General features: G+C 46.0%; 22 protein-coding genes. 10 read left to right on the top strand and 12 right to left on the bottom strand.

The genetic code is table 11. The features are described 5' to 3' along the window. Positions 1-145: 145 nt before the first annotated feature. The 3 genes from L1D55_RS07785 (at position 146) to pfkA (ending at position 3006) form a co-directional block, all read left to right on the top strand. Positions 146-655 (top strand): CpxP family protein, encoded by a 510-nt coding sequence (locus tag L1D55_RS07785; protein ID WP_128159196.1) that lies wholly within the window; start codon positions 146-148, stop codon positions 653-655. 163 nt (positions 656-818) lie between these two features. Next, complete coding sequence (fieF, locus tag L1D55_RS07780; RefSeq protein WP_004737126.1) at positions 819-1727, top strand: CDF family cation-efflux transporter FieF; 909 nt, start codon at positions 819-821, stop codon at positions 1725-1727. Positions 1728-2043: 316 nt separating this feature from the next. After that, positions 2044-3006: a 6-phosphofructokinase gene (pfkA, locus tag L1D55_RS07775; protein ID WP_063525232.1), complete on the top strand. Its 963-nt coding sequence runs from the start codon at positions 2044-2046 to the stop codon at positions 3004-3006. Positions 3007-3155: 149 nt separating this feature from the next. Here the strand turns inward: pfkA and tpiA are convergent, their stop codons facing one another. After that, complete coding sequence (tpiA, locus tag L1D55_RS07770; protein ID WP_063525233.1) at positions 3156-3926, bottom strand: triose-phosphate isomerase; 771 nt, start codon at positions 3924-3926, stop codon at positions 3156-3158. 235 nt (positions 3927-4161) lie between these two features. Here tpiA and L1D55_RS07765 point away from each other — a divergent pair, with 235 nt between their 5' ends. Together L1D55_RS07765 and L1D55_RS07760 are read left to right on the top strand one after the other, a co-directional pair. Then, positions 4162-4509: a 5-carboxymethyl-2-hydroxymuconate isomerase gene (locus L1D55_RS07765; RefSeq protein ID WP_004737129.1), complete on the top strand. Its 348-nt coding sequence runs from the start codon at positions 4162-4164 to the stop codon at positions 4507-4509. Positions 4510-4850: 341 nt separating this feature from the next. Beyond that, complete coding sequence (locus L1D55_RS07760; protein WP_102424380.1) at positions 4851-5273, top strand: DUF805 domain-containing protein; 423 nt, start codon at positions 4851-4853, stop codon at positions 5271-5273. 65 nt (positions 5274-5338) lie between these two features. On the opposite strand, the gene L1D55_RS07755 is transcribed toward L1D55_RS07760, so the two are convergent. From L1D55_RS07755 to glpX, 3 genes are all read right to left on the bottom strand, one after another. Beyond that, on the bottom strand, positions 5339-5686 hold the full coding sequence (locus L1D55_RS07755) for a DUF3135 domain-containing protein (RefSeq protein WP_004737131.1): 348 nt from the start codon (positions 5684-5686) through the stop codon (positions 5339-5341). 117 nt (positions 5687-5803) lie between these two features. Continuing rightward, the gene (locus L1D55_RS07750) at positions 5804-6430 is read right to left on the bottom strand and encodes a metalloregulator ArsR/SmtB family transcription factor (protein WP_239917045.1); all 627 of its coding nucleotides are present in this window, start codon (positions 6428-6430) and stop codon (positions 5804-5806) included. 179 nt (positions 6431-6609) lie between these two features. Further along, positions 6610-7617 carry a class II fructose-bisphosphatase gene (gene glpX, locus L1D55_RS07745; protein WP_102424375.1) on the bottom strand — a complete coding sequence of 336 codons (1008 nt, stop codon included), beginning with the start codon at positions 7615-7617 and terminating at the stop codon, positions 6610-6612. Between the two features lie 324 nt (positions 7618-7941). On the opposite strand from glpX, the gene zapB reads away from it, so the two are divergent. Further along, positions 7942-8184, top strand: coding sequence for a cell division protein ZapB (zapB, locus tag L1D55_RS07740; RefSeq protein WP_004737134.1), 243 nt, complete (start codon positions 7942-7944; stop codon positions 8182-8184). A gap of 95 nt (positions 8185-8279) precedes the next feature. On the opposite strand, the gene rraA is transcribed toward zapB, so the two are convergent. The 7 genes from rraA to priA all read right to left on the bottom strand — a co-directional run bounded on the left by rraA (position 8280) and on the right by priA (position 16234). Then, entirely contained in the window at positions 8280-8798 is a 519-nt protein-coding gene (rraA, locus tag L1D55_RS07735) for a ribonuclease E activity regulator RraA (protein ID WP_004737135.1), read from the bottom strand. A gap of 73 nt (positions 8799-8871) precedes the next feature. Beyond that, a complete protein-coding gene (locus tag L1D55_RS07730) occupies positions 8872-9789 on the bottom strand; it encodes a 1,4-dihydroxy-2-naphthoate polyprenyltransferase (RefSeq protein ID WP_102424373.1) in 918 nt (305 codons plus the stop codon). Between the two features lie 189 nt (positions 9790-9978). Beyond that, positions 9979-11319, bottom strand: coding sequence for an HslU--HslV peptidase ATPase subunit (gene hslU / locus L1D55_RS07725; protein WP_004737137.1), 1341 nt, complete (start codon positions 11317-11319; stop codon positions 9979-9981). A gap of 56 nt (positions 11320-11375) precedes the next feature. Further along, a complete protein-coding gene (gene hslV / locus L1D55_RS07720; protein ID WP_004737138.1) occupies positions 11376-11924 on the bottom strand; it encodes an ATP-dependent protease subunit HslV in 549 nt (182 codons plus the stop codon). 201 nt (positions 11925-12125) lie between these two features. After that, complete coding sequence (gene ftsN, locus L1D55_RS07715; RefSeq protein WP_032553972.1) at positions 12126-12665, bottom strand: cell division protein FtsN; 540 nt, start codon at positions 12663-12665, stop codon at positions 12126-12128. Positions 12666-12787: 122 nt separating this feature from the next. Then, complete coding sequence (gene cytR, locus L1D55_RS07710; protein ID WP_004737140.1) at positions 12788-13792, bottom strand: DNA-binding transcriptional regulator CytR; 1005 nt, start codon at positions 13790-13792, stop codon at positions 12788-12790. A 240-nt stretch (positions 13793-14032) separates the two neighbouring features. Continuing rightward, a complete protein-coding gene (gene priA / locus L1D55_RS07705) occupies positions 14033-16234 on the bottom strand; it encodes a primosomal protein N' (protein WP_102424370.1) in 2202 nt (733 codons plus the stop codon). Positions 16235-16565: 331 nt separating this feature from the next. Between priA and rpmE the strand changes: the two genes are divergently transcribed. After that, positions 16566-16784: a 50S ribosomal protein L31 gene (gene rpmE, locus L1D55_RS07700; protein ID WP_004737142.1), complete on the top strand. Its 219-nt coding sequence runs from the start codon at positions 16566-16568 to the stop codon at positions 16782-16784. Positions 16785-17117: 333 nt separating this feature from the next. Further along, a complete protein-coding gene (locus L1D55_RS07695; RefSeq protein WP_239917044.1) occupies positions 17118-18407 on the top strand; it encodes a malic enzyme-like NAD(P)-binding protein in 1290 nt (429 codons plus the stop codon). Positions 18408-18550: 143 nt separating this feature from the next. On the opposite strand, the gene metJ is transcribed toward L1D55_RS07695, so the two are convergent. Continuing rightward, a complete protein-coding gene (metJ, locus tag L1D55_RS07690; RefSeq protein ID WP_004415993.1) occupies positions 18551-18871 on the bottom strand; it encodes a met regulon transcriptional regulator MetJ in 321 nt (106 codons plus the stop codon). A gap of 207 nt (positions 18872-19078) precedes the next feature. Here metJ and L1D55_RS07685 point away from each other — a divergent pair, with 207 nt between their 5' ends. Together L1D55_RS07685 and L1D55_RS07680 are read left to right on the top strand one after the other, a co-directional pair. Next, a complete protein-coding gene (locus L1D55_RS07685) occupies positions 19079-20260 on the top strand; it encodes an O-succinylhomoserine (thiol)-lyase (protein ID WP_239917043.1) in 1182 nt (393 codons plus the stop codon). Between the two features lie 2 nt (positions 20261-20262). After that, positions 20263-22674 (top strand): bifunctional aspartate kinase/homoserine dehydrogenase II, encoded by a 2412-nt coding sequence (locus L1D55_RS07680; protein ID WP_239917042.1) that lies wholly within the window; start codon positions 20263-20265, stop codon positions 22672-22674. Positions 22675-22800: the final 126 nt, after the last annotated feature.

Raw genomic sequence — 22800 nt, 5'->3', positions numbered from 1 at the left:
TACTGCTAATTATTCGTCAGCTTTCACTCTTTACGATTCTTTACGCTTTCTAAACGTCACTTTACGAGGGAAAGACTAATCTATATTCAAGCGCTGAGATACAGACGCAATACATGACTTATTATACCGAATTGAGGCAACAATTATGAAAATGACGAAGAAACTTGTACTAGCAGCTGCGGCACTTCCACTTATGTTAGGTACAGCAAGTGCGTATGCATTTGGCGGCGGTGACAAGGGCGACCATAAAGGCATGCACGGTAAATGTGGTGGCTTCGACAAGAAAGTAATGCGTCAACTAGACCTAACTGACGCACAAAAAGAACAGTTAAAAGAGATGCGTGAAGCGAACCGTGCTGAGATGAAAGCAAAACACGCGGGCAACAAGTCAGACAAAATGGCGCAAATGAAAGCGCACCACGAGAAAGTTCAAGCGTTGGTACTAGCTGACAACTTCGATGAAGCAGCGGCAAATGATCTAGCAAGCCAAATGGTTGAGAAGCAAACTGAGCGTCGCGTAGCAATGCTTAAGAAGCAACACGAAATGATGAGCGTGCTAACGCCTGAGCAAAAAACTCAACTGAAAGAAATCCAGCAAGAGCGCATGGCGAAATGTGCTGAAAAGATGGAAAAGCACATGAACAGAGACAAGTAATTCAAAGCTGGATAAAGCAAGCTTGAATGAAAGTGTTTAAAAAGAAGCGGCCGAGAGCCGCTTTTTTGATCCCTAAAAATGAATGTCTTACATCCTAGCTGTCATATTCAATTGATTGTTTGCAGGTTATACTTTGTGCTATCAGTCACTTTATAGCCAAGTTATGAAACAAGAATACGCACGTTTAGTTACGCTGGCCGCTTGGGCTGCGACCACCATTGCCACTATTTTGTTGATCGTGAAAGTCGCGGCGTGGTGGGTGACAGGTTCGGTGAGCCTGTTGGCTTCCGTGGTCGATTCCATGTTAGATATTGCCGCTTCGGTCGTTAACTTATTGGTGGTTCGATATTCTCTTCAGCCTGCCGACAAAGAACATACCTTTGGTCACGGTAAGGCGGAATCACTCGCTGCATTAGCACAGGCGATGTTTATTTCGGGCTCTGCCTGTTTCCTCATTCTTAATGGTGTGGAGCGCTTCTTTAGACCTCATGAGCTCAACTCGCCGGAAATCGGTATTTACGTCAGCTTGTTCGCGATAGTGATGACGTTTGGTCTGGTTCGATTCCAAAAACACGTGGTCAAGAAAACGGGCAGTCAGGCTATTGCTGCGGATTCACTGCATTATCAATCTGACCTTTATATGAACGCGGCTATCATGCTGGCCCTAGGGTTGAGTTGGTTTGGCATTGGTCAGGCGGACTCAGTATTTGCGGTAGGCATTGGTATTTATATTCTTTATAGCGCTTACCAAATGGCGATGGAGGCGATTCAATCTCTGCTTGATCACAAGCTCCCTGATGAAGAACTAAAGCAGATAAAAGAGACATCGTTGAGTGTGGAAGGGGTACTCGGTGTGCATCAGCTTAGAACTCGTCGTTCTGGTCCGATTCGCTTCATTCAATTGCACTTAGAGTTGGAAGATGAGATGCCACTTATTGAAGCGCATCGCATTTCTGACGAAGTAGAGGCCAAGCTTATCTCAGTGTTCCCTGATGCTGATGTATTAATTCACCAAGACCCGTATTCGGTGGTGTTTGGGCCAGAGAAGCAACAAAAATTTCATTCGTGGTAACGAGCACGAAAACTAGGCAGCAAATGGTAAGTGGATGGCTTTTGAACTAGAGTGAGTAGAAATTGCAAACTCTTTGGTGATTCAAAAACCACCTTAGTAACAATTAATGTTGATTCTGATGTGAATCAACAAAGTTATTGAGTAAAACTGTAATACTCTTACAGAAGTAGAAATGTTACATAATTTTTCGCGATTTAAGTGCTATTCCTGTTGAGGAAATGTAACATAACGCACAAATATAGATTTAAAATCTTGTTGATATACAATCAGCAAGAACAAGAATTGAATAATAGATTCCCAAAAATCGAGGGTGAGCATGATTAAGAAGATCGGTGTTTTGACCAGTGGTGGTGACGCTCCGGGCATGAACGCAGCAGTTCGTGGCGTAGTTCGTACCGCGTTATCACTTGGCATTGAAGTTTACGGTATTTACGATGGCTACCAAGGCCTTGTTGAGAACCGTATCGTAAAGCTTGACCGTTCAAGCGTGTCTGATGTGATCAACCGTGGTGGTACTTTCTTAGGCTCTGCACGTTTCCCTGAGTTCAAAGACGTTGCTGTTCGTGAGAAAGGTATCGAGAACCTAAAAGAGCACGGTATCGAAGCACTTGTTGTTATCGGTGGTGACGGTTCTTACATGGGTGCTAAGAAACTGACTGAAATGGGTTACCCATGTATCGGTCTTCCAGGCACAATCGATAACGACATCGCTGGTACTGACTACACAATCGGTTACCTAACAGCGCTTAACACTGTTATTGATTCTATCGACCGTCTACGTGACACGTCTTCTTCTCACCAACGTATTTCTATTGTTGAAATCATGGGCCGTCACTGTGGTGACCTTACGCTTATGTCAGCAATCGCAGGTGGCTGTGAGTACATCATCACACCTGAGACTGGTCTAGATAAAGAGCAGCTAATCGGCAACATCCAAGATGGCATTGCTAAAGGTAAGAAGCACGCAATCATCGCTCTAACTGAGCTAATGATGGATGCGAACGAGCTGGCTAAAGAGATCGAAGCAGCAACGGGTCGTGAAACTCGTGCAACGGTTCTTGGTCACATCCAACGTGGTGGTCGTCCTACTGCGTTTGACCGTGTACTTGCTTCTCGCATGGGTAACTACGCTGTTCACCTTCTTCAAGAAGGTCACGGTGGTCGTTGTGTTGGTATCGAGAAAGAAGAGCTTGTTCACCACGACATCATCGACTGTATCGAGAACATGCAGAACCCAGACCGCTCTGAGCTGTTCCGCGTAGCTGAAGAGTTGTTCTAAGCCACGCCGAGCGTAAGCTTATAGAATTTAAAAACCGCTGATTTATCAGCGGTTTTTTTGTATCTGCTTGCTTGGGTTCATAAGTGACAAGCAATAAAAAAGGCCAACCTAAGTTGACCTTTCATTCAATTTAAACAGTGATGTCTAAATTAAGCTTTTGCTTTAGCTGCTGCTTTAGCGATAGCTGCGAAGCCAGCTGCGTTTAGAGCTGCGCCGCCAACTAGAGCACCGTCGATGTCTGGTTGTGCGAAATAAGCTTCAGCGTTTTCAGGCTTAACAGAACCACCGTATTGGATGATTACTTGCTCAGCTACTGCTGCGTCTTTTTCAGCGATCATTGCACGGATAGAAGCGTGGATGCGTTGTGCATCTTCAGCTGTTGCTGCTTTACCAGTACCGATAGCCCAGATTGGTTCGTAAGCGATGATTGCGCCGTTTAGAGCTTCAACGCCGTAAGTGTCGATAACTGCGTTGATTTGACGTGCACATACTGCTTCAGTTTCGCCTGCTTCGTTTTGCTCGTCAGATTCACCGATACAGAAAACTGGCTTCAGGCCGTTCTCTTGTAGGAATTTGAATTTCTTAGCGATGAACTCGTCTGATTCGTTGTGGTATTCACGACGCTCAGAGTGACCGATGATGATGTGAGTCGCACCGAAGTCTTTCAGCATTTCTGGAGACATGTCGCCAGTGAATGCACCGCTGTTGTTTAGGTCAGTGTTTTGAGCACCTAGGATGATTTTGTTACCGCCTTCAGCGATTAGACGCTCAGCTAGATCGATGTAAAGTGCTGGTGGAGCTACTGCTACGTCTACACCTTCAACGCCTTCAAGTTCAGCGTTAAGACCAGTTAGCAGCTCAGTTACCATTGCTTTGCTACCGTTAAGTTTCCAGTTACCCATCACTACAGGACGACGCATAGGAATATCTCCGTATTTAATCAATTAATGTAAAAAATCTTCGTAAGAATATAACAGATAAAACGCGTTAGATCATGATTGTAGTCATGTCTTTATGGGATCTTATCGATTGGTCAGAGTAGATACTGACCTTATATCAGTGATCCGACAGACAGAATAATAGCTAACTTCTCGGTTTTTTCATCGTTAGTTGGTATTAAGGGACAAACGTTTGCGTTAACAATAGGAAGTAATAATGCCGAATCTAGTTCTAGAGTACTCAAATTCAGTGGACGAGCGAGTGAATATCCAAGGTTTACTAGAAGATCTTCATCAAGTTACATTAAACTGTGGCTTGTTTGATGTTCCGTCTGTGAAATCACGTTCTCTGCGTTGTCATAACTGGCTAGTCGGTGATGAAGAAGACAGTGTGGACTTTATTCATATCAGCTTTGAGTTACTTTCCGGGCGTACCGAAGAACAGAAACGGGAATTGTCACGCTCGTTAATGCAAATCTTACAAGAACAGGCGAGCCATGTTCGAAGCCTAACGGTTAATATTCGCGATATGGACAAAAGTTGTTTTCAGAAAGTGATTAACTGATTCGCTTAAGAAAGTGATTAACTAGGGTCTGCTGTTCTTTCGAGCTGATTTTTGCCGCGTTTTGTGGGAAATTTCTACAAGGCAGAGGGTTTGATGTGTAGCTAGCCTACATGAGAAGCCGATAACGCAGTAGAAATGAACCACAAAGGCTGCCCGAAGGGTTCGGCTAGAATCGTTTTATGCTTTGTTAAGAAGAATTTACTTAGAGTGACTAAGCTACATACTTCTTGCCGCGCCTAAAACGATTCTATCTCGAACAAAATTTAACCGCGAAAGGTCAGCAGACCCTAACTTTAGCTGCTAACTTTTTGGTAGCGTATTAATTTTTTGAGTATTTTTAGATGTCGATGAAAGATTTACTGCTCTCTTTCAAAGGGAGAATTGGTCGTAAGACTTACTGGATGTGGAACATTTTCTACTATGTCGCGATCACCGGTTTTGCCTCTGGTATTTCGGTACTGTTTCCAGCGTACTCTTATATCCTGCTACCAATCTTCTTGTTGCTCCTGGTGATTCCAGACTTAGCGGTAACGGCCAAGCGTTGGCATGACCGTAACAAGTCTAACTACTGGCTACTATTGAATGTTCCGTTGGTACTAGGGCGCTTGGCTTCACCTGCTGCTGCAACAACGGTGGATTCTGTATCACCAATGCACATGGTGGCAACGGTAGCTGCATTAGTGTGTGGTTTATGGATTTTGATTGAATGTGGTTTGTTAAAAGGCACAGAAGGCCGCAACGATTACGGTGAAGATCCAGTATGAGAGTTTTCAGCAGTTAATATAAAGGGAGCATCAGGCTCCCTTTTTGCTTTCTGGAGCTGTCTGAACTAGTACATTTTGGGTTCAGTGTTAGGTCTGAATGGAACCACATTTTCAGGCTGAGGCTCTTCTAAGGTACAGCGCCCTTGGAGTGCGTCTTGGAACTTGCAAACCTGACAGCGTAGCTCTTGCATTAGCACGACATTGACGTGGTGAGGGTTTTTACAACGGCTGACGACTAAATCGAGATGGCTTTGTTGAGCGCGAAGTCTGCCCTGCATACTTTCAGAAGCGGAACAGATCATCTGCTCACACATCTCGTGTTTGAATTGGTTGAATGCTTTAGGATCGTTTTGAGCGAGCTGAACCAGTTCATCAAAAGGGGGCAGTTTTTGCTCTGGTTGTGGATGTGCCATCATTCCTTCCTTAGCATTAAGCATGTTTCATATGCTTTAAGCTTAAGAAAGATTTCTGTATGAATTTTGTTCGATCTTTGGGTTTCTCAATATTGAGACAAGATCAATGACTTAGCGTTAAGCAGTAGCGACAGGTACTAAGGTGTAGGTACAGCGTCGTTCGCCAGCAATAATATGCTCAGTTCGGCTGACGTGGCACTCATCTTTTAGTAGCTCGGTGAATACGTTGAGCTCAGATTGACACAAGCTAGGGCAACGAGTCGCAGCCTTACAAATAGGGCAGTGGTTTTCAATCAAGATGTAGTGATCGTCTTGTTCTTTCAGTTCAGCCATATAGCCCTCTTCTTCACGAAGTTGGGTGAGCTTTTCCAGCTTACTGATTAGATTGTCACAATCAGACAGGGCAGATTGATACTGTTTTAATGTGTGCTGTTCACGCTCGGCAGCGACTTTAGCTAAGCCTTCTTTTCCGAATAGATTTTCTACGGCATCAATGACTTGAATCGTAAGTTCACCATGACGGTCTGAAAACTGACTATGGCCGTGCTGAGTAAGAGACCAGTGACGAGTCGGACGACCGACTTTCACTTTGACGTCATGAAACGCGAGAATGCCATCATCTTCCAGGCTTTGCAGATGTTGCCTTGCACCCATTGTCGTCATACCAAACTCTTCTGACAGCTGTTTGGCTGTTACTGCGCCTTGACGCTTAATGGTCTGTAAGATTTTGTCGCTTGTTTTCATACTATCCCTACCTCATGAACCTTACTATTATGAGGCAAGGTGTTTATAAAGCAAACCATTTACTATTTTGACAGTTACCGACCTATCAATAGCAAGGGTGAGAATCTGACAGGGCAATAAAACAAAAGGCTGATACTTGGTATCAGCCTTTGAATATTCTGTTTCACTCGATATGAGGATTACAGGATGTGACCAACCACTTCTGGATCTTTACGCTCTAGGTAGTGGATTGATTTGATGCGGCGAATCGTACGGCATCGGCCACGGATAAGTAGCGTTTCTGTTGTAGCGATATTGCCTTGACGAGAAATACCTTCTAGCAGGTCACCCTTAGTGATGCCCGTTGCTGAGAATACGACGTTGTCGCTGCGCGCCATGTCTTCCATCTTCAACACGATACCAGCGGTTACGCCCATTTCAGCACAACGCTCTAGCTCAAGCTCACCGTGTTTACGGTTCTCTTCTGTATCGCCTTTCACTTCGTGACGAGGTAGTAGACGACCATGCATGTCACCGTCTAGTGCGCGAATTACTGCGGCAGAAACTACACCTTCAGGTGCGCCGCCGATGCAGTACATTACGTCAACTTCGCTGTCTGGCATACAGGTTAGGATAGATGCTGCTACATCACCGTCTGGCACTGCGAATACACGAACGCCCATCGCTTGCATCTCTGCAATTACTTGGTCGTGACGTGGCTTAGCCAGTGTGGTTACTACTAGCGTGTCGAGTGTTTTACCCAGAGCCTTAGCAATGTTTACTAGATTTTCTTTTAACGGTAGAGCTAAGTCGATAGCGCCTTTAGCACCAGGGCCAACGACTAATTTTTCCATGTACATATCAGGCGCTTTTAGGAAGCTGCCTTTTTCGCCTGCAGCCAATACTGCCAATGCATTTGATTGGCCCATTGCTGTCATGCGCGTCCCTTCAATTGGGTCAACTGCGATGTCGACAGCGTCGCCGCCCACACCTACGTTTTCACCGATGTATAGCATAGGTGCATCATCGATTTCGCCTTCACCAATAACAATTTCACCGCTGATTTCGGTTTTGTTTAGTAGGCTACGCATGACTTCTACAGCAGCGCCATCTGCAGCGTTTTTATCGCCACGGCCAAGCCACTTGTAACCAGCCAGTGCTGCACCTTCTGTGACACGAGAGAATGACATTGCTAAATCGCGTTTCATGCGGACTCCAAAATTTTCAAAGGGGGAATAGAAATTTCGCGGCGGATTTTACCATATCCAAAAGGAAACGTTTGCCTTTTTGCTTTTTGCAGATTGCTTTTGATCAATGAGCAGTGAAAAACCACTAATATTCATCAAAATAATTGGTTTGCGAGTGTGGCTGTAAGAATTAACGTCAATATTCGGTAAAAAGCGCTGTTTTTTTCATCGAATGGCGCAAAATATCGAATATATTGAGTGTTTATCCTTGCTCTGCTGAGTAGAATGGGGAAATAAGTGGAGTGAACCTTCACCATCAAATGGATAACTTAAAGGTAGGCCAGAATGTCTTTTGAAGTACTAGAGCAACTAGAAGCAAAAATTCAAACAGCAGTAGATACGATTGCACTTCTTCAAATGGAAGTGGAAGAGCTTAAAGAAGAGAAACAAGCACTAGCAACAGAAGCTGGTGAACTTAAAGCAAGCCGTCAAGAGCTAGAGCAAAAAACTCAGCAGATGCAAGAAGAGCACTCTGCATGGCAAGATCGCATCCGTAACCTTCTTGGTAAAATGGATGAAGTAGAGTAATTCACTCTTCAGATTTAAAAAAACGCCCGCTACTCAGTAGCGGGCGTTTCTGTTTGTGTTCTTGGTTATTGTGAGTGACTTATGAAGAGATAGAACTACTCGACTTCTTCTTCATCAGCATCAAGGTCAAGTTCAACGTCTAAAGGTTCGGCTGAAAGAATAATGCCCGTATTGTCGGCGTAGAGGTAATCTTCCGGTAAGAAGGTTACGCTGCCAAAGTTAACGGGTACATCTAGCTCACCGACACCATCTTGGCTTGCTCCAACAGGAATAGAAGCCAGTGCTTGAATACCTAGGTTCATGTCTTCCAGCTCATCGACTTCGCGAACGCAGCCATACACCACAATACCTTCCCACTCATTGTCTTCGGCAAGTAGGGCCATCTCGGCATCAATCAGTGCTTTACGCAGTGAGCCGCCACCATCGATTAACAACACACGCCCTAGACCGTCTTGCTCTAGCACCGAGCGAATCAAAGCGTTGTCTTCAAAGCACTTTAATGTCGTGATCTGTCCTGCGAAAGAGGCACGTCCACCAAAGTTGCTGAACATTGGCTCCACGACATCAACTTGATCCAAATATATGTCGCACAGTGCTGAAGTGTTGTATTCCATTAGTATACCTTTTGAACAATGAGCTTACTTTGAGTATATCGGTGCTTGATCCCTTTGCAATGATTAGTCTCAATTAACTCAATAGAGTTTGAGCTACGACAACCCCTGCAAACAATAGGTTAGTGACCAGCGAGCATTTCACGATAACAGGCATCATAGGTGCAATTTGAGCGGGTTTTTCTGTTTCCCAAACCGCTTTACCATGTTTGTAGACAATAATAATACTGAGTAAAAACGGCAGGCTGATCCAAACGGGTTTTTCTTGAATCAGTAGGTAAATCGCGAAAGAGACAAGTGCACAACCAAGCAGAGCAAAATGGTATTGCTTAGCTTTACGTTGCCCCAAGCGAACCGCCATGGTGCGTTTACCACATTCACTGTCGTTTTCGATATCACGCATGTTGTTGATATTGAGTACTGCAACCGCCATCAATCCACAACCTAATGCAGGAAGGAAGAGGCTTGGTTCAACATGACCTGTGTGTAGGAAGTAAGTACCTGAAACGCCTAATAAGCCAAAGAAGATAAATACCGATAAGTCGCCAAGGCCGATATAACCATAAGGCTTATTACCCACGGTGTAAGCGATAGCAGCAACAATGGCTAATACGCCTAATGCGATGAAAGACAGAATACTTTCAATTGAGGTTAAGGCATGGAAAATCAAAATCAGTCCAGCAATCATGGTAAACACGATGTTGAGGATGATTGCTTGCTTCATGGTTTGAGCCGTCACCGCACCAGATTGCATGGCGCGCATTGGACCTAAGCGGTTTTCGTTGTCTGTACCTTTTACTGCATCACCGTAGTCATTCGCCAGGTTCGACAAAATCTGTAATAGGGTGGCGGTTAAAAAGGCCAACAGAGCGATCGATAAAGAGAACTGACCGTTGGCGAACGCTAAACTACTTCCTGTAAGAATAGAGACGAGTGCGAGAGGCAGAGTTTTTGGTCGTGCGGCATCAAGCCAAATCATAAGAGATTGTTTCATCGTAAGTCTATTTCGTTGTAAGGACACCATGATTAGCAGGGCGCCTATATTGTAAGTATTGGTTTCATGCGGTGATTTGAGTATACGCCCATTTTTCAGGTAATAAAAAGCCCACTCGAAAGTGGGCCTTGAATTCGCTTATTAGCTGCTATTTCTTTGAGATAGAGCAATAAGTTGGAGTTTCGTGTGCTACAGGATGAAGCGGCTTAGGTCTTCGTCTTCAACGAATTCACCAAGCTTCGAGTTCACGTAAGCTTCATCGATCACTAGCGTGCTGCCAGCTTTGTCTGTTGCATCGAATGAAATCTCATCCATCAAACGCTCCATCACAGTGTGTAGACGACGTGCACCGATGTTCTCAGTGGTTTCGTTTACGCGCCATGCTGCATCAGCGATCTGGTTGATGCCGTCTTCAGTAAACTCAATGTTCACATCTTCCGTCTTCATTAGGGCAATGTATTGCTCTGTCAGAGATGCTTTTGGCTCAGTTAGAATGCGTTTGAAGTCATTCGCTGAAAGCGCTTCAAGTTCTACACGAATTGGTAGACGACCTTGCAGTTCTGGGATCAGGTCTGATGGCTTAGCCACTTGGAATGCACCTGATGTGATGAATAGGATGTGGTCCGTTTTCACCATACCGTGCTTAGTCGATACTGTGCTGCCCTCGATAAGCGGTAGTAGATCACGTTGAACACCTTCACGAGATACGTCTGGGCCTGAGCTGTCACCACGCTTACAGATTTTGTCGATCTCATCGATGAATACGATACCGTTGTTTTCAGCGTTGAAGATCGCGTTCTCTTTCAGCTCTTCCTGGTTCACAAGCTTAGCGGCTTCTTCTTCAGTTAGGGCTTTGAATGCGTCTTTGATTTTCATCTTACGCTTTTTCTTGGTGTCGCCAGCTAGGTTTTGGAACATGCCTTGTAGCTGGTTCGTCATCTCTTCCATACCTGGAGGTGACATGATTTCAACGCCCATTTGTGGTGCTGCTACATCGACTTCGATCTCTTTGTCGTCTAGCTTACCTTCACGCAGTTTCTTGCGGAAAATTTGGCGAGTGTTTGAAGAAGTAGAATCTTCGCTTGATTGCTCGTTCTGACCCCAAGCATCGCGTGCTGGTGGCAGAAGGGCGTCAAGGATGCGCTCTTCAGCTTGTTCTTCAGCGCGGTATTTTACTTTTTCCATCGCTTGTTGGTGCGTCATCTTGATCGCAACATCCGTTAGGTCGCGGATGATGGTCTCAACTTCTTTACCAACGTAGCCAACTTCAGTGAACTTAGTTGCTTCTACTTTGATGAACGGTGCGTTTGCTAGCTTCGCTAGGCGGCGAGCAATCTCTGTTTTACCAACACCAGTTGGGCCGATCATCAGGATGTTCTTCGGTGATACTTCAACACGCAAGCTCTCTTCAAGCTGCATACGACGCCAGCGGTTACGTAGTGCGATAGCCACTGAACGCTTAGCGTTGTCTTGGCCGATAATGTGGCGATTGAGTTCGTGAACAATTTCGCGAGGAGTCATCTCAGACATGGTTTTTCCTTAATTCTTTAATCACTGTTGATACAAGTTTTGGGTAGAAGCGTTTGTTATTCTGGCTTTGGCAGCTCAACAGTGCTTTCTAGCTCTTCAACAGTGTGGTGATGGTTGGTGAACACACAGATATCGCCAGCAATATTCAGCGACTTTTCTGCGATTTCACGTGCATCTAAATCAGTATTTTCTAATAGTGCCGTAGCCGCTGCTTGAGCGAAGTTACCGCCTGAACCGATAGCGATTAGGTCGTTCTCTGGTTGAACAACATCACCGTTACCTGTGATGATCAGTGAAGCGGTTTCGTCAGCTACCGCTAGTAGTGCTTCTAATTTACGTAGAGCACGGTCACTACGCCAATCCTTCGCTAGCTCAACGGCAGCTTTGGTCAGGTGGCCTTGGTGCATTTGCAGTTTGCTTTCAAATTTTTCGAATAGCGTGAAAGCATCAGCGGTACCGCCAGCAAAACCAGCCAGTACTTTGTCATTGTATAGGCGACGCACTTTACGGGCATTGCCCTTCATTACAGTGTTGCCTAGAGATACTTGTCCATCACCCGCGATGACGACTTTATTATTACGACGTACAGATACAATGGTAGTCACGAGTAGGGCCTCTTAATGTTCTTATCTTTGGGTATAAAAAGTATATGAGGATGGTGCTCGGATAATTCAAGGAATCACAAGTGATGTCGCGCAACTTATCGATGTAAGTTTACGAGAAGATAGAAAAAGCGTTGAATAAAAGAAAGCCTCCACAATGGGAGGCTTTCGTTATTTGTCTTTTTTGCGACTGCTTGACTGGAATTACTCGGTGTCTTTCCAGATTGCGCAAGGCTCGATTTTAGCACGCTGCAGCTTGTGGCGGTCTCGCTCTGCATCACGCTTAAGTTTGTATGGTCCTAGTACCACGCGGTACCAGCTGCTGCCATCTTTCTTACGGATTTCACTCGAGATACCTTGGAAGGCGATATCCAACTTACGTGCTTCTGCCTGAGCTGAAGTTTTGTAGGCGCCACATTGCATGATGTAAGGGATCTTCGAGACCTCTTGCTCTTTGGCTTTCACTTCAATTTCGCGACTTGGCAGCGTTTCAACGTAGTCCCACTTCTCTTCTGGAGGCGGCGGAATTACTTTAGCTGGTTTTGGCTTAGGCTTTGGTTTGCTCACTACTGGAGCCGGTGCTGGTGGCTCTGGGTCATTACTCAATAGGTAAAGTCCGTAACCAAACCCGCCAACAAGGAGGATCGCCAAAAGACCACTACGCCATGGTTTACGGCGAGGGGCTTGTTTTTTGGTCGGTTTTTTCGTGCCACGACCACGCTTCACATAATCTCTATTAGCCACAAGACAATTCAGTAGTTGGTAATTCTGCTCTCATGGTAATCCAGATTGCGCGAGGATAATAGTGTAGAAATGGAAGCGGCACATCAAAATGTGCCGCAGATTTATATGGGTATTTCGAAGACTTACATTCGAGGTGGTGCAGTACTACCTCGAACCACTAGGCTGGCTTCTAGCAGACGCGAACCTGCTTGCACATCGTTGCCTTTTAGTAGGTCTAGCATCATCAACATCGCTTGGCGTCCAATCTCATAACGAGGTTGAGAAATGGTGGTTAGCGGTGGATCGCAGTACTGAGCGAATTGAATATCATCAAAGCCAACAACAGATAAATCTTGAGGCACTCGTAAACCGAGTTTCTTCGCTTCTTGAATCGCACCAATTGCCATCGCATCGTTGTGACAGAAAATAGCGGTTGGCTGCTCTGGTAGCGCTAACAGTTGACGAACCGCTTGAGCACCCGCTTCGAAGGTAAAATCACCGATGGTGCTGTAGGCTGGGTTCATTGACACGCCAGCACGACGCAGCGCTTGTTGGTAACCTTGCTGACGGAACTTACATAGGGTTGCTGACATTGGGCCTGAGATTTGAGCGATACGCTTATGACCCAATTGAGCAAGGTAGTTCACGGCTTCGAATGCAGAGGTCAGGTTATCGATGTGTACCGTAGGAAGTTCAAGCTCTGGTGCGAACTCACACGCCATTACCATAGGAGGTAGGTTCTTTTGCTCAGACTTGCTGACATCAAACGGGTGATCGGTGCCTAGTAGTAGCATGCCATCTGCTTGTTTGGTGAAGACGAGATTAACAAACGAAGACTCACGTTTTTTCTGTTGGCCGCTGTCACCCAGCAGAACGAGGTAATCATTTTCGACAGCAGCATCTTCGATACCACGAATGATTTCTGCGAAATACGGGTCACAGATATCAGGAACGATAGTAATGATGGTTTTTGATTCGTTGCGACGTAAATTTCTAGCTAATGTATTGGGTGAGTATCCAGCTTCAAGTACGGCTGTTTCCACTCGTTTGCGAGTCGAAACTGAGACTTTCTCAGGATTCATCAAAGCTCGTGATACGGTAGCCGTTGAGACGCCTGCTAGCTGGGCAACATCCTTCATTGTCGCCATAAATTAAACCCTCTTTTAAGTTCCTTTGCTGCCTAAGTATCTAAGGCGTGAATAATAAATGTAATCGAATAGATATTATGAAAGTGTTGCTAACACTTTTTTTATTGCAATATTTTATTCGTTTCATCTGCGTAAAGTTACGGCTAGATTAACAAAAATCACATGACTCGTGTGAACTTGCTCACGAGAAATATGAAATATTTGTGAACAAACTTATCATTAGTTTTAACCCGAAGGGGTTTAGCTCAAGTCTTGCGGCTCTATATCGAGCGACCAACGAACTTTTTTCGCGGCAGGTAACATATTAATTGCCGGCTTCGCACTCATTAATAGCTTCTGCATAAGTGAGCGAGTCTGTGTTTGTAAAATCAATTGCCAGCGAGATTTACCCGCTCGCTTCGCCAGTGGCGCAGGGGTTGGCCCTAACACCATGCAATACTGGTCAAACAGTGGGTGTGACTCCAGTGTATGACGAACCTGACGTAAGAACTCTTCCACCAAGCGAGTGTCGTTCGCTTCTGCTCTGAACAGCGTCATAAAGGTATAAGGCGGCAACATCGCTTGTTTACGCTCTGCTAAGGCCGTTTGAGCAAAGTGGTTGTAGTCTTTGTGCAGCAGTGCTTGCAGTAATCCGTGCTCTGGGTGATGGGTTTGTAAGATCACCTCACCAGGCTTACTCGCACGCCCTGCACGCCCTGCCACTTGAATAAATAGCTGAGCAAGGCGCTCAGAGGCTCGAAAGTCACTGCTGTATAAAGAGCCATCGACATCCAATAACGCCACGAGTGTCACGTCAGGGAAGTGGTGGCCTTTAGCTAACATCTGGGTGCCGATAAGAATCTGGTATTCACCTTTGCGAATCGATTCGAGTGCGCTTTCTAGGCTGCCTTTACGGCGAGTGCTGTCGCGGTCAATACGAATGGTTTTGTATTCGGGGAATAACTGACCAAGCTGCGCTTCCAATTGTTCGGTACCTACACCGACCGTTACCAAGTTTGCTGATCCACAGCCTTGGCAGTTATGCACAATATGTTGTTGTGAGCCACAATGGTGGCAGCGCATCTCGTTGCTGTATTGGTGATAGGTGTAGTAGGCATCACAGCGCTTACACTCGGCTGTCCAACCACAATCGTGACACATCAATGCCGGAGAAAACCCCCGGCGGTTGAGGAACAGCATCACTTGGTTGCCAGATTTCAGGTGTCGTTGCATCTCAGCGATCAATGATGCAGACAAGCCACTTTCTAGGTATTCACCTTTCACATCCAACACTTTATTGGTGGTGGGTAGTGCGACACCGGCACGTGAGGTCAGAGTCAGGTGGCTGTACTTACCGATTTGCGCGTTGTGCAGTGTTTCGAAAGCAGGGGTTGCAGAGCCTAATACCACTGGAATCTGCGCTTTGTGTGCACGCATGATCGCCACATCACGAGCATGGTAGCGCAGGCTATCTTGCTGCTTATAAGAGGCGTCGTGTTCTTCATCGACAATAATAATGCCCAGATCCGCAAACGGTGTGAACAGAGCTGAACGAGTACCAATCACAATGCCGGCAATTTTATCGCGAGCCGATAACCACGCATTCAGGCGCTCTGAATCGTTTAGGCCTGAGTGGATAACCTCAACAGGCACGTTAAAGCGTCGCTTAAAGCGGTTAATGGTTTGTGGTGTTAGGCCAATCTCAGGCACTAGCACTAACGCTTGTTTACCTTGGTCGAGAATTGGCTTAATCATATTGAGGTAGACCTCAGTCTTGCCTGAACCCGTTACACCTTCTAACAGGAAGCAACCAAAGCTGTTTTGACTATTTACCGTTGCAATGGCGATGGCTTGCTCTTCGTTGAGCTTAGGTTTGTCTTGGTCGTTTTCGAGGTCGGCTGGCCACGGCTGTCGTTTCGGCTTTTTCTCAACCGATTCAATCCAACCTTTCTCTTCCAGTGTTTTGAGAACAGCGCTGCCTACCTCTTGGTCGATGAACTCTTGATGAGGAACAGCACCGTGCTCCAACATGTGCATGACTTTGGCTTGCTTGACCGCGCGACCAAAGCCTTGCATTAACTGATCTCTGCCTGACGGCGTTAGCTGCCACTCAACCAAAGTTGCGAAGTCTGCCGCTTTGCCTTTGCGTAAAGCGCTGGGCAGGGCATTGGCAAAGGTTTCGCCAAGTGGGTACTGATAGAACTGACTGCACCAGGTTAACAGTGAGTAGACAGAGTCCGGCCAAACGGGCTGGTTATCTAGCAATGCTTTAATTGGTTTGAGCTTGTCTAGTTCGAATTCTGATTCGTTAACCAGAGCCGTGACAATCCCAGTTAAGGTTTGTCGTCCAAAAGGCACAGAGACTCGACCACCAATAATCGGAAATAGGTGGCTTGGAATCTTGTAATCGAACTGCTTGTCGAGTGGGACAGGCAGCGCCACACGGGCAATCATTGGACGCATAAAGGGACGGCTTTATCTGAATTGACGAGAGCGAACAGTCTAAAGGATAAGGCGGTTAAATTCGAGAAGCAGTTTGAATGTGATGTGGCAGAGAAGCGGGTGAGGTTGGGGCCAAGCCAAGAATCACAGCCAGCAAAGGAAATAACGCCGATATTGGCGAAAAATGTATCAAATCAGTTGATCCTACTTCACAGATTCATTACTATACTGCGCCTTAAAGGTATGGCTTCGTCGCGCTTTAGTGATGAGCGGTGTCTTTATTTCTTTTTTAAACTACGTGTGGTGTGCGGCTTAGAATCGTATAGCGACACGGCCTACTTGAGGTTATCCCATGAAAGCTGGAATCCACCCAGAATACAAAGCAGTTACTGCTACTTGTTCTTGCGGCAACACTTTTGAGTTCAACTCAACGCTAGCAAAAGAATCAATCCACCTAGACGTATGTGACAAATGTCACCCGTTCTACACTGGTAAGCAACGTATCGTAGATACAGGCGGCCGTGTTGATCGCTTCAACAAGCGTTTCGGTGCTCTTTCTAGCAAGAAGTAATTCTCGCTATTTAGACATAAAAAGGACACTTCGGTGTCCTTTTTTGTTGCCTGAAATTCGAGAAAACATCAACTTTCACCTCAAGCTTTTATTCTCTCCTGCACTAAGCGGCTTACCTCAATATTGAAGGGTAATTCTTCGCTTATGACTCATCACTGCAAATCCGCTCGAAAGTTCAACAAGCGATAGTAATTTCAACTGCTCACTGGTCTTATTAGTAGTGAAATCTCGTTTTTTAATGAGACAGAGGCCTTTACCACCTAGGAACTTTGAAGTACATCCATTAACATGAACAAGATCCCCCTAATAATAATATCCTAGGAACCTACACCTATGTCTGAAGACAGCCGCCAAGACCAATCCTCTCAAGAATTATCACCTCAAGAACAATTCCGTCAGCAAGCTCTTGATTATCATGAGTTCCCAGTTCCAGGCAAAATTGCCATTGAGCTGACGAAGCCTGCAAACTCTGCAGAAGACCTAGCACTTGCTTACAGCCCAGGCGTGGCTGAGCCAGTTCGTGAGATCGCACAGAACGTAGATAACGTTTACAAGTACACAGGTAAAGGCAACATGGTTGCAGTTATCTCTAACGGTACAGCGATTCTTGGCCTAGGTAACCTTGGTCCAATTGCTTCTAAACCAGTAATGGAAGGTAAAGCGCTACTGTTTAAGCGTTTCGCTGGTTTAGATTCTATCGATATTGAAGTAAAACACCGCACAATCGATGAGTTTGTCGATACGGTTGCGAATATCGCAGATACATTCGGCGGTATTAACCTAGAAGACATCAAAGCACCAGACTGTTTTGAGATTGAACGTCGCCTGATTGAGCGTTGTGATGTACCAGTATTCCACGATGACCAACACGGGACTGCGATCGTAACAGCAGCAGGTATGCTGAACGCGATCGAACTTCAAGGTAAGAAGCTTGAAGAGTGTAAGATCGTTTGTCTAGGTGCTGGTGCAGCAGCGGTTGCTTGTATGGAGCTACTGATTAAGTGTGGCGCTCAGCGTGAGAAGATTTACATGCTAGACCGTAAAGGTGTGATCCACACTCGTCGTGATGATCTGAACGAATACAAAGAGCTGTTCGCAAACAACACAGATAAGCGCACGCTTGAAGATGTTATCGAAGGTGCTGACCTATTCTTGGGCGTATCAGGTCCTAACCTGCTTCCAGCAGAAGCACTAACGCTGATGGCTGATAAGCCAGTTGTGTTTGCATGTTCAAACCCAGATCCAGAGATCAAGCCAGAGCTTGCTCACGAAGTTCGTTCTGACCTTATTATGGGGACGGGTCGCAGTGATTACCCTAACCAAGTAAACAACGTACTTTGTTTCCCATTCATTTTCCGTGGTGCACTTGATGTACGTGCAAGCGAAATCAATGACGAAATGAAGCTAGCGGCAGTAAAAGCGATTCGTGACCTAGCGAAAGAAGAAGTACCAGCGGAAGTACTAAAAGCAGCGGGTGAGACGTCACTTGAGTTCGGTAAGGGTTACATCATTCCTAAGCCTATGGACCCACGTCTACTTCCTCGCGTAGCGAAAGCAGTAGCAGAAGCGGCGGTTGAATCTGGCGTTGCACGTATTGAGATGCCTGCTAACTACATGGCATAGAAGCTAAACAAAATAATAAAAAACCGACTCATCTGGAGTCGGTTTTTTTATGTCTCTTATTCACAGAACACTGAAAATACGAATCAGTAATGTGAACATTCAGCTAAAGCGACTCAATATTGAAGGCAGTGACTGAGTTATTGTTATTCTTCGTCAAACGCTTCGAACTCGATACCCATCTCTGTCATCAGCTTTTTCACTTCTGCAGGAATATCATCTGGGCGGTCTTTACGAAGGTCTTCATCCGTTGGCAGTGGTTGGCCTGTGTACGCATGTAGAAAGGCTTCGCACAGTAGCTCACTGTTTGTTGCATGGCGAAGGTTGTTGATCTGGCGGCGAGTACGCTCGTCAGTAAGAACCTTTAGCACTTTTAAAGGGATAGAAACTGTAATCTTCTTTACTTGTTCGCTTTTCTTTCCATGCTCAGCATATGGGCTTATGTATTCACCATTCCAGTCGGCCATTGCGTACCTTCATCACTTTAGTTGTTAGATTAAATTAATAGTGGTGATTTTAGCGGGATTTACCGCCATAAGCAAAGACATATAGACGTCTAGAAGTGTTGACGTCTCACGTTTATGAAAGTAAAGTGAATAACATATATCTAACACAGCCGCAAAATGCCGACAAGCAGCTGTGACTCTCAGACGCAAACTTGTAAGGAAGCACCTATGAGCAGCCGGAAGCCAGCAACAATCGCAGTACGTACTGGTATCGAGTCAGACACGCAACACCATGCCGTTGTCCCACCAATTTATCTTTCGACTAACTATGGGTTTCCCGCTTTTGGTGAAGTGCCAAAGTATGATTACACCCGTTCTGGTAACCCAAACCGCGGTTTATTAGAAACAGCACTGTTTGAGCTTGAGTCGGGCAAAGGCGCGGTAGTTACTAACTGTGGTACTTCGGCACTGAACTTATGGGTTTCGGCTTTCTTAGGTGGCGATGATCTGATCGTTGCACCACATGACTGCTACGGTGGTACTTACCGTCTGTTTAACACTCGCTCTCTTAAAGGTGACTTCAAAGTTCTGTTTGTTGATCAATCGGATCAAGAGGCATTGGACGCGGCGATCGCACTTAAGCCAAAGTTGATCTTATTAGAGACACCATCAAACCCGTTGGTTCGCGTAGTTGATATTGCAGAAACCTGCCGTAAAGCGAAAGAGATTGGTGCGCTGGTTGCTGTCGACAACACGTTTTTGACTCCTGTGTTCCAAAAGCCTTTAGAGTTGGGTGCTGACTTTGTTATCCACTCAACGACCAAATACATCAACGGCCACTCGGACGTTATTGGTGGTGTGGTGATCACTAAGACAGAAGAGCACGCTGAAGAGCTAGCATGGTGGGGCAACTGTATTGGTGCGACCGGTACTCCATTTGATAGCTACATGACGCTGCGTGGTATCCGTACGCTAGGTGCGCGTATGCGTGTCCACGAAGAGAGTTCGCGTGAAATTCTGACTGCGTTGCAACAGCAAGATCTTGTCGGTGCGATTTATCACCCAAGCCTTCCTGAACATCCCGGTCATGAGATCGCTAAGAAGCAACAGTCAGGCTTTGGCTCAATGCTGAGTTTTGAGTTTGCAGGTTCATTCGAGGCGCTCAAATATTTTGTTGGCGAGTTAGAGTTGTTCTCTTTAGCGGAATCACTTGGCGGTGTAGAGAGCCTGATTTGTCACCCAGCGTCGATGACTCACCGTGCAATGGGTGAAGAAGCGCTAGCAGAGGCGGGCGTTTCTCAACAGTTACTGCGTCTTTCTGTTGGCCTTGAAGATGCAGAAGACCTGATTGATGACCTTAAGCAGGCGTTTGAAAAGACACAACGCTTTATCGCTGAAGGGGAGGGTTAATAATGGCAACCTTTCGCCAGCTACATAAATTTGGTGGTAGCAGTTTAGCTGACCCTGAGTGTTACCTACGTGTGGTAAACATTCTTAGAGAGTATTCATCAGCAACCGACTTAGTGGTTGTGTCGGCAGCAGGCAAAACCACTAACCGTTTGATTGAGTTTGTAGAAGCGCTTGATAAAGATGGGCGTATTGCTCATGAGTGCCTACAAACCCTTCGTCAGTTCCAGCTTGAACTGATTGAAGCACTGCTTGAAGGTGAACCTGCAGAGCAGCTTACGGCGACTATCCAACAAGAATTTACCGCTTTGGGTGAGCTAACAGCCCCTCTAAGCGAAGCACAAAAAGCACAGGTCCTAGGTCACGGTGAGGTTTGGTCTTCACGTTTGTTAGCTGCTTTGTTGTGCCAACATGATTTACAAGCCGTCGCGCAAGATGCTCGTGCTTTCTTGCGTGCTGAAGTGGGTGCACAACCAGAGGTGGATCGTGCACGTTCTTACCCTCTTATTAAAGAAGCGTTAGCGCAACATGCTCATTGCCGCGTGGTGATTACCGGCTTTATGGCGCAAAACAGCGATGGTGAAACGGTCTTGCTTGGTCGTAACGGCTCAGACTATTCAGCAACCGTGATTGGCGCTTTGGCTGAAGTGGATCGCGTAACGATTTGGAGTGACGTAGCTGGCGTATACAGTGCCGACCCTCGCTTGGTGTCGGATGCGTGCTTACTGCCTCTGCTTCGCCTTGATGAAGCAAGTGAGCTCGCTCGTCTCGCCGCACCTGTACTTCATAGTCGTACGCTACAGCCTGTCGCGCAAAGTGCGATGGACCTTAGCTTACGTTGCAGCTATCAACCAGAGTCAGGTTCAACTCAGATTGAGCGTGTTTTGGCATCAGGTCGCGGCGCAAAAATCATTACTTCTCTGGATGAAGTGCTTATCGTGCAACTGACCTTTGGACACGGGCACGATTTTGACCGTCTAGAAAGTGAAGTGCTTGAAGGGCTTAAGCGTGCTCAACTAGAGCCGTTGGCTTATGAACTAGAACCGGATCAGCACTGTTTGCGTCTTGCTTACACAGAAGAGATTGCCGGTGGTGCTCTGGAATATCTACAAGATCACGCAATTGACGCTGAGATTAAGCTGAAAGAGGGTTTCTCTCTGATTGCTGCCGTTGGTGCAGGTGTGACGAAGAACCCGAACCACTGTTACGGTTTCTATCAGCAATTAAAGAGTTCATCGGTTGAGTTTATCTCAGAAGCGAACTCTGGCCTAAGCTTAGTAGCGGTGATTCGTAAGAGCGAAACATCAAGCCTAGTGAAGGGCATTCACTCTCAACTATTCCAAGCTCAGAAGCGTGTTGCGATTGCCTTGTGTGGTAAGGGTAATATTGGTTCAAGCTGGCTGAGTCTGTTTGCTGAGCAAAAGGCTGAACTTGAAAAGCGCCGCGGAATGAACTTCGAATTAGTGGCTGTGGTTGATAGCCAAACTTATTGGTTCGACGACCAAGGCATTGATGCAACCTCTGTCGGTGAGCGCTTTGATGATGAAGCGATTGCTAACAATGGTAACAACTGGCTAGAGCGTTTAGGCTCTATTCAGGGGTACGACGAAGCAGTTGTACTCGATGTGACTGCGAGCCAAGCACTTGCAGAAAAGTATCTGCAGATTGCTCAGCAAGGGATTCATCTGATCTCGGCGAACAAGGTCGCTGGCTCAGCATCAAGCGAGTATTACCATCAGGTACAAGATGCATTTGCAAAGATCAGCCGTCATTGGTTATACAACGCGACTGTCGGTGCGGGCTTACCGATTAACCACACGGTACGCGACCTGCGTGAAAGTGGCGATGACATTATTGCGTTGTCGGGTATCTTCTCAGGAACACTGTCTTGGTTGTTCCAGCAGTTTGATGGCACGGTGCCGTTCAGCGAGTTGGTGGATCTAGCATGGCAACAAGGCCTAACAGAACCAGACCCTCGTGCCGACCTCGACGGTTCAGACGTTATGCGTAAGTTGGTGATTCTGGCTCGTGAGTCGGGTTTAGATATTGAACCTGAAAACGTAAAAGTGGAATCACTGGTCCCTGAAGAGTTGCAAGACCTATCGGTGGATGACTTCTTTGACAAAGCCTCTGTTTTGAGTGAAGAGCTGGCGGAGCGTTTGGAGAAAGCGCATTCGCAACAAAAGGTTCTACGTTACGTCGCACGTTTAGAGAAGAACGGTAAAGCAACGGTAGGTGTTGAAGCGTTATCGAAAGAGCACGCTTTGGCGAACTTGCTGCCTTGCGACAACATCTTTGCGATTGAGAGTAAATGGTACAAAGATAACCCATTGGTTATTCGTGGCCCAGGTGCTGGACGTGAAGTAACGGCTGGTGCAATTCAGTCTGATTTGAACCGAATGTCGAGCTTGTTCTAATACTCAGATCATTTGCTATGACACTTAAATAGCATACTATTCACTAAGATAGATAAGGCTGAAAGCACGATGTGTTTCTCAGCCTTTTTTCTTCCTTATTTCTGCTTTGCGACCCATCTAACGACT

The organism is Vibrio sp. Isolate22, assembly GCF_022398115.1.
Lineage (GTDB): Bacteria > Pseudomonadota > Gammaproteobacteria > Enterobacterales > Vibrionaceae > Vibrio.
Note: the sequence above shows the minus strand (reverse complement) of the source record. Positions and strands in the feature narration are given on the sequence as shown.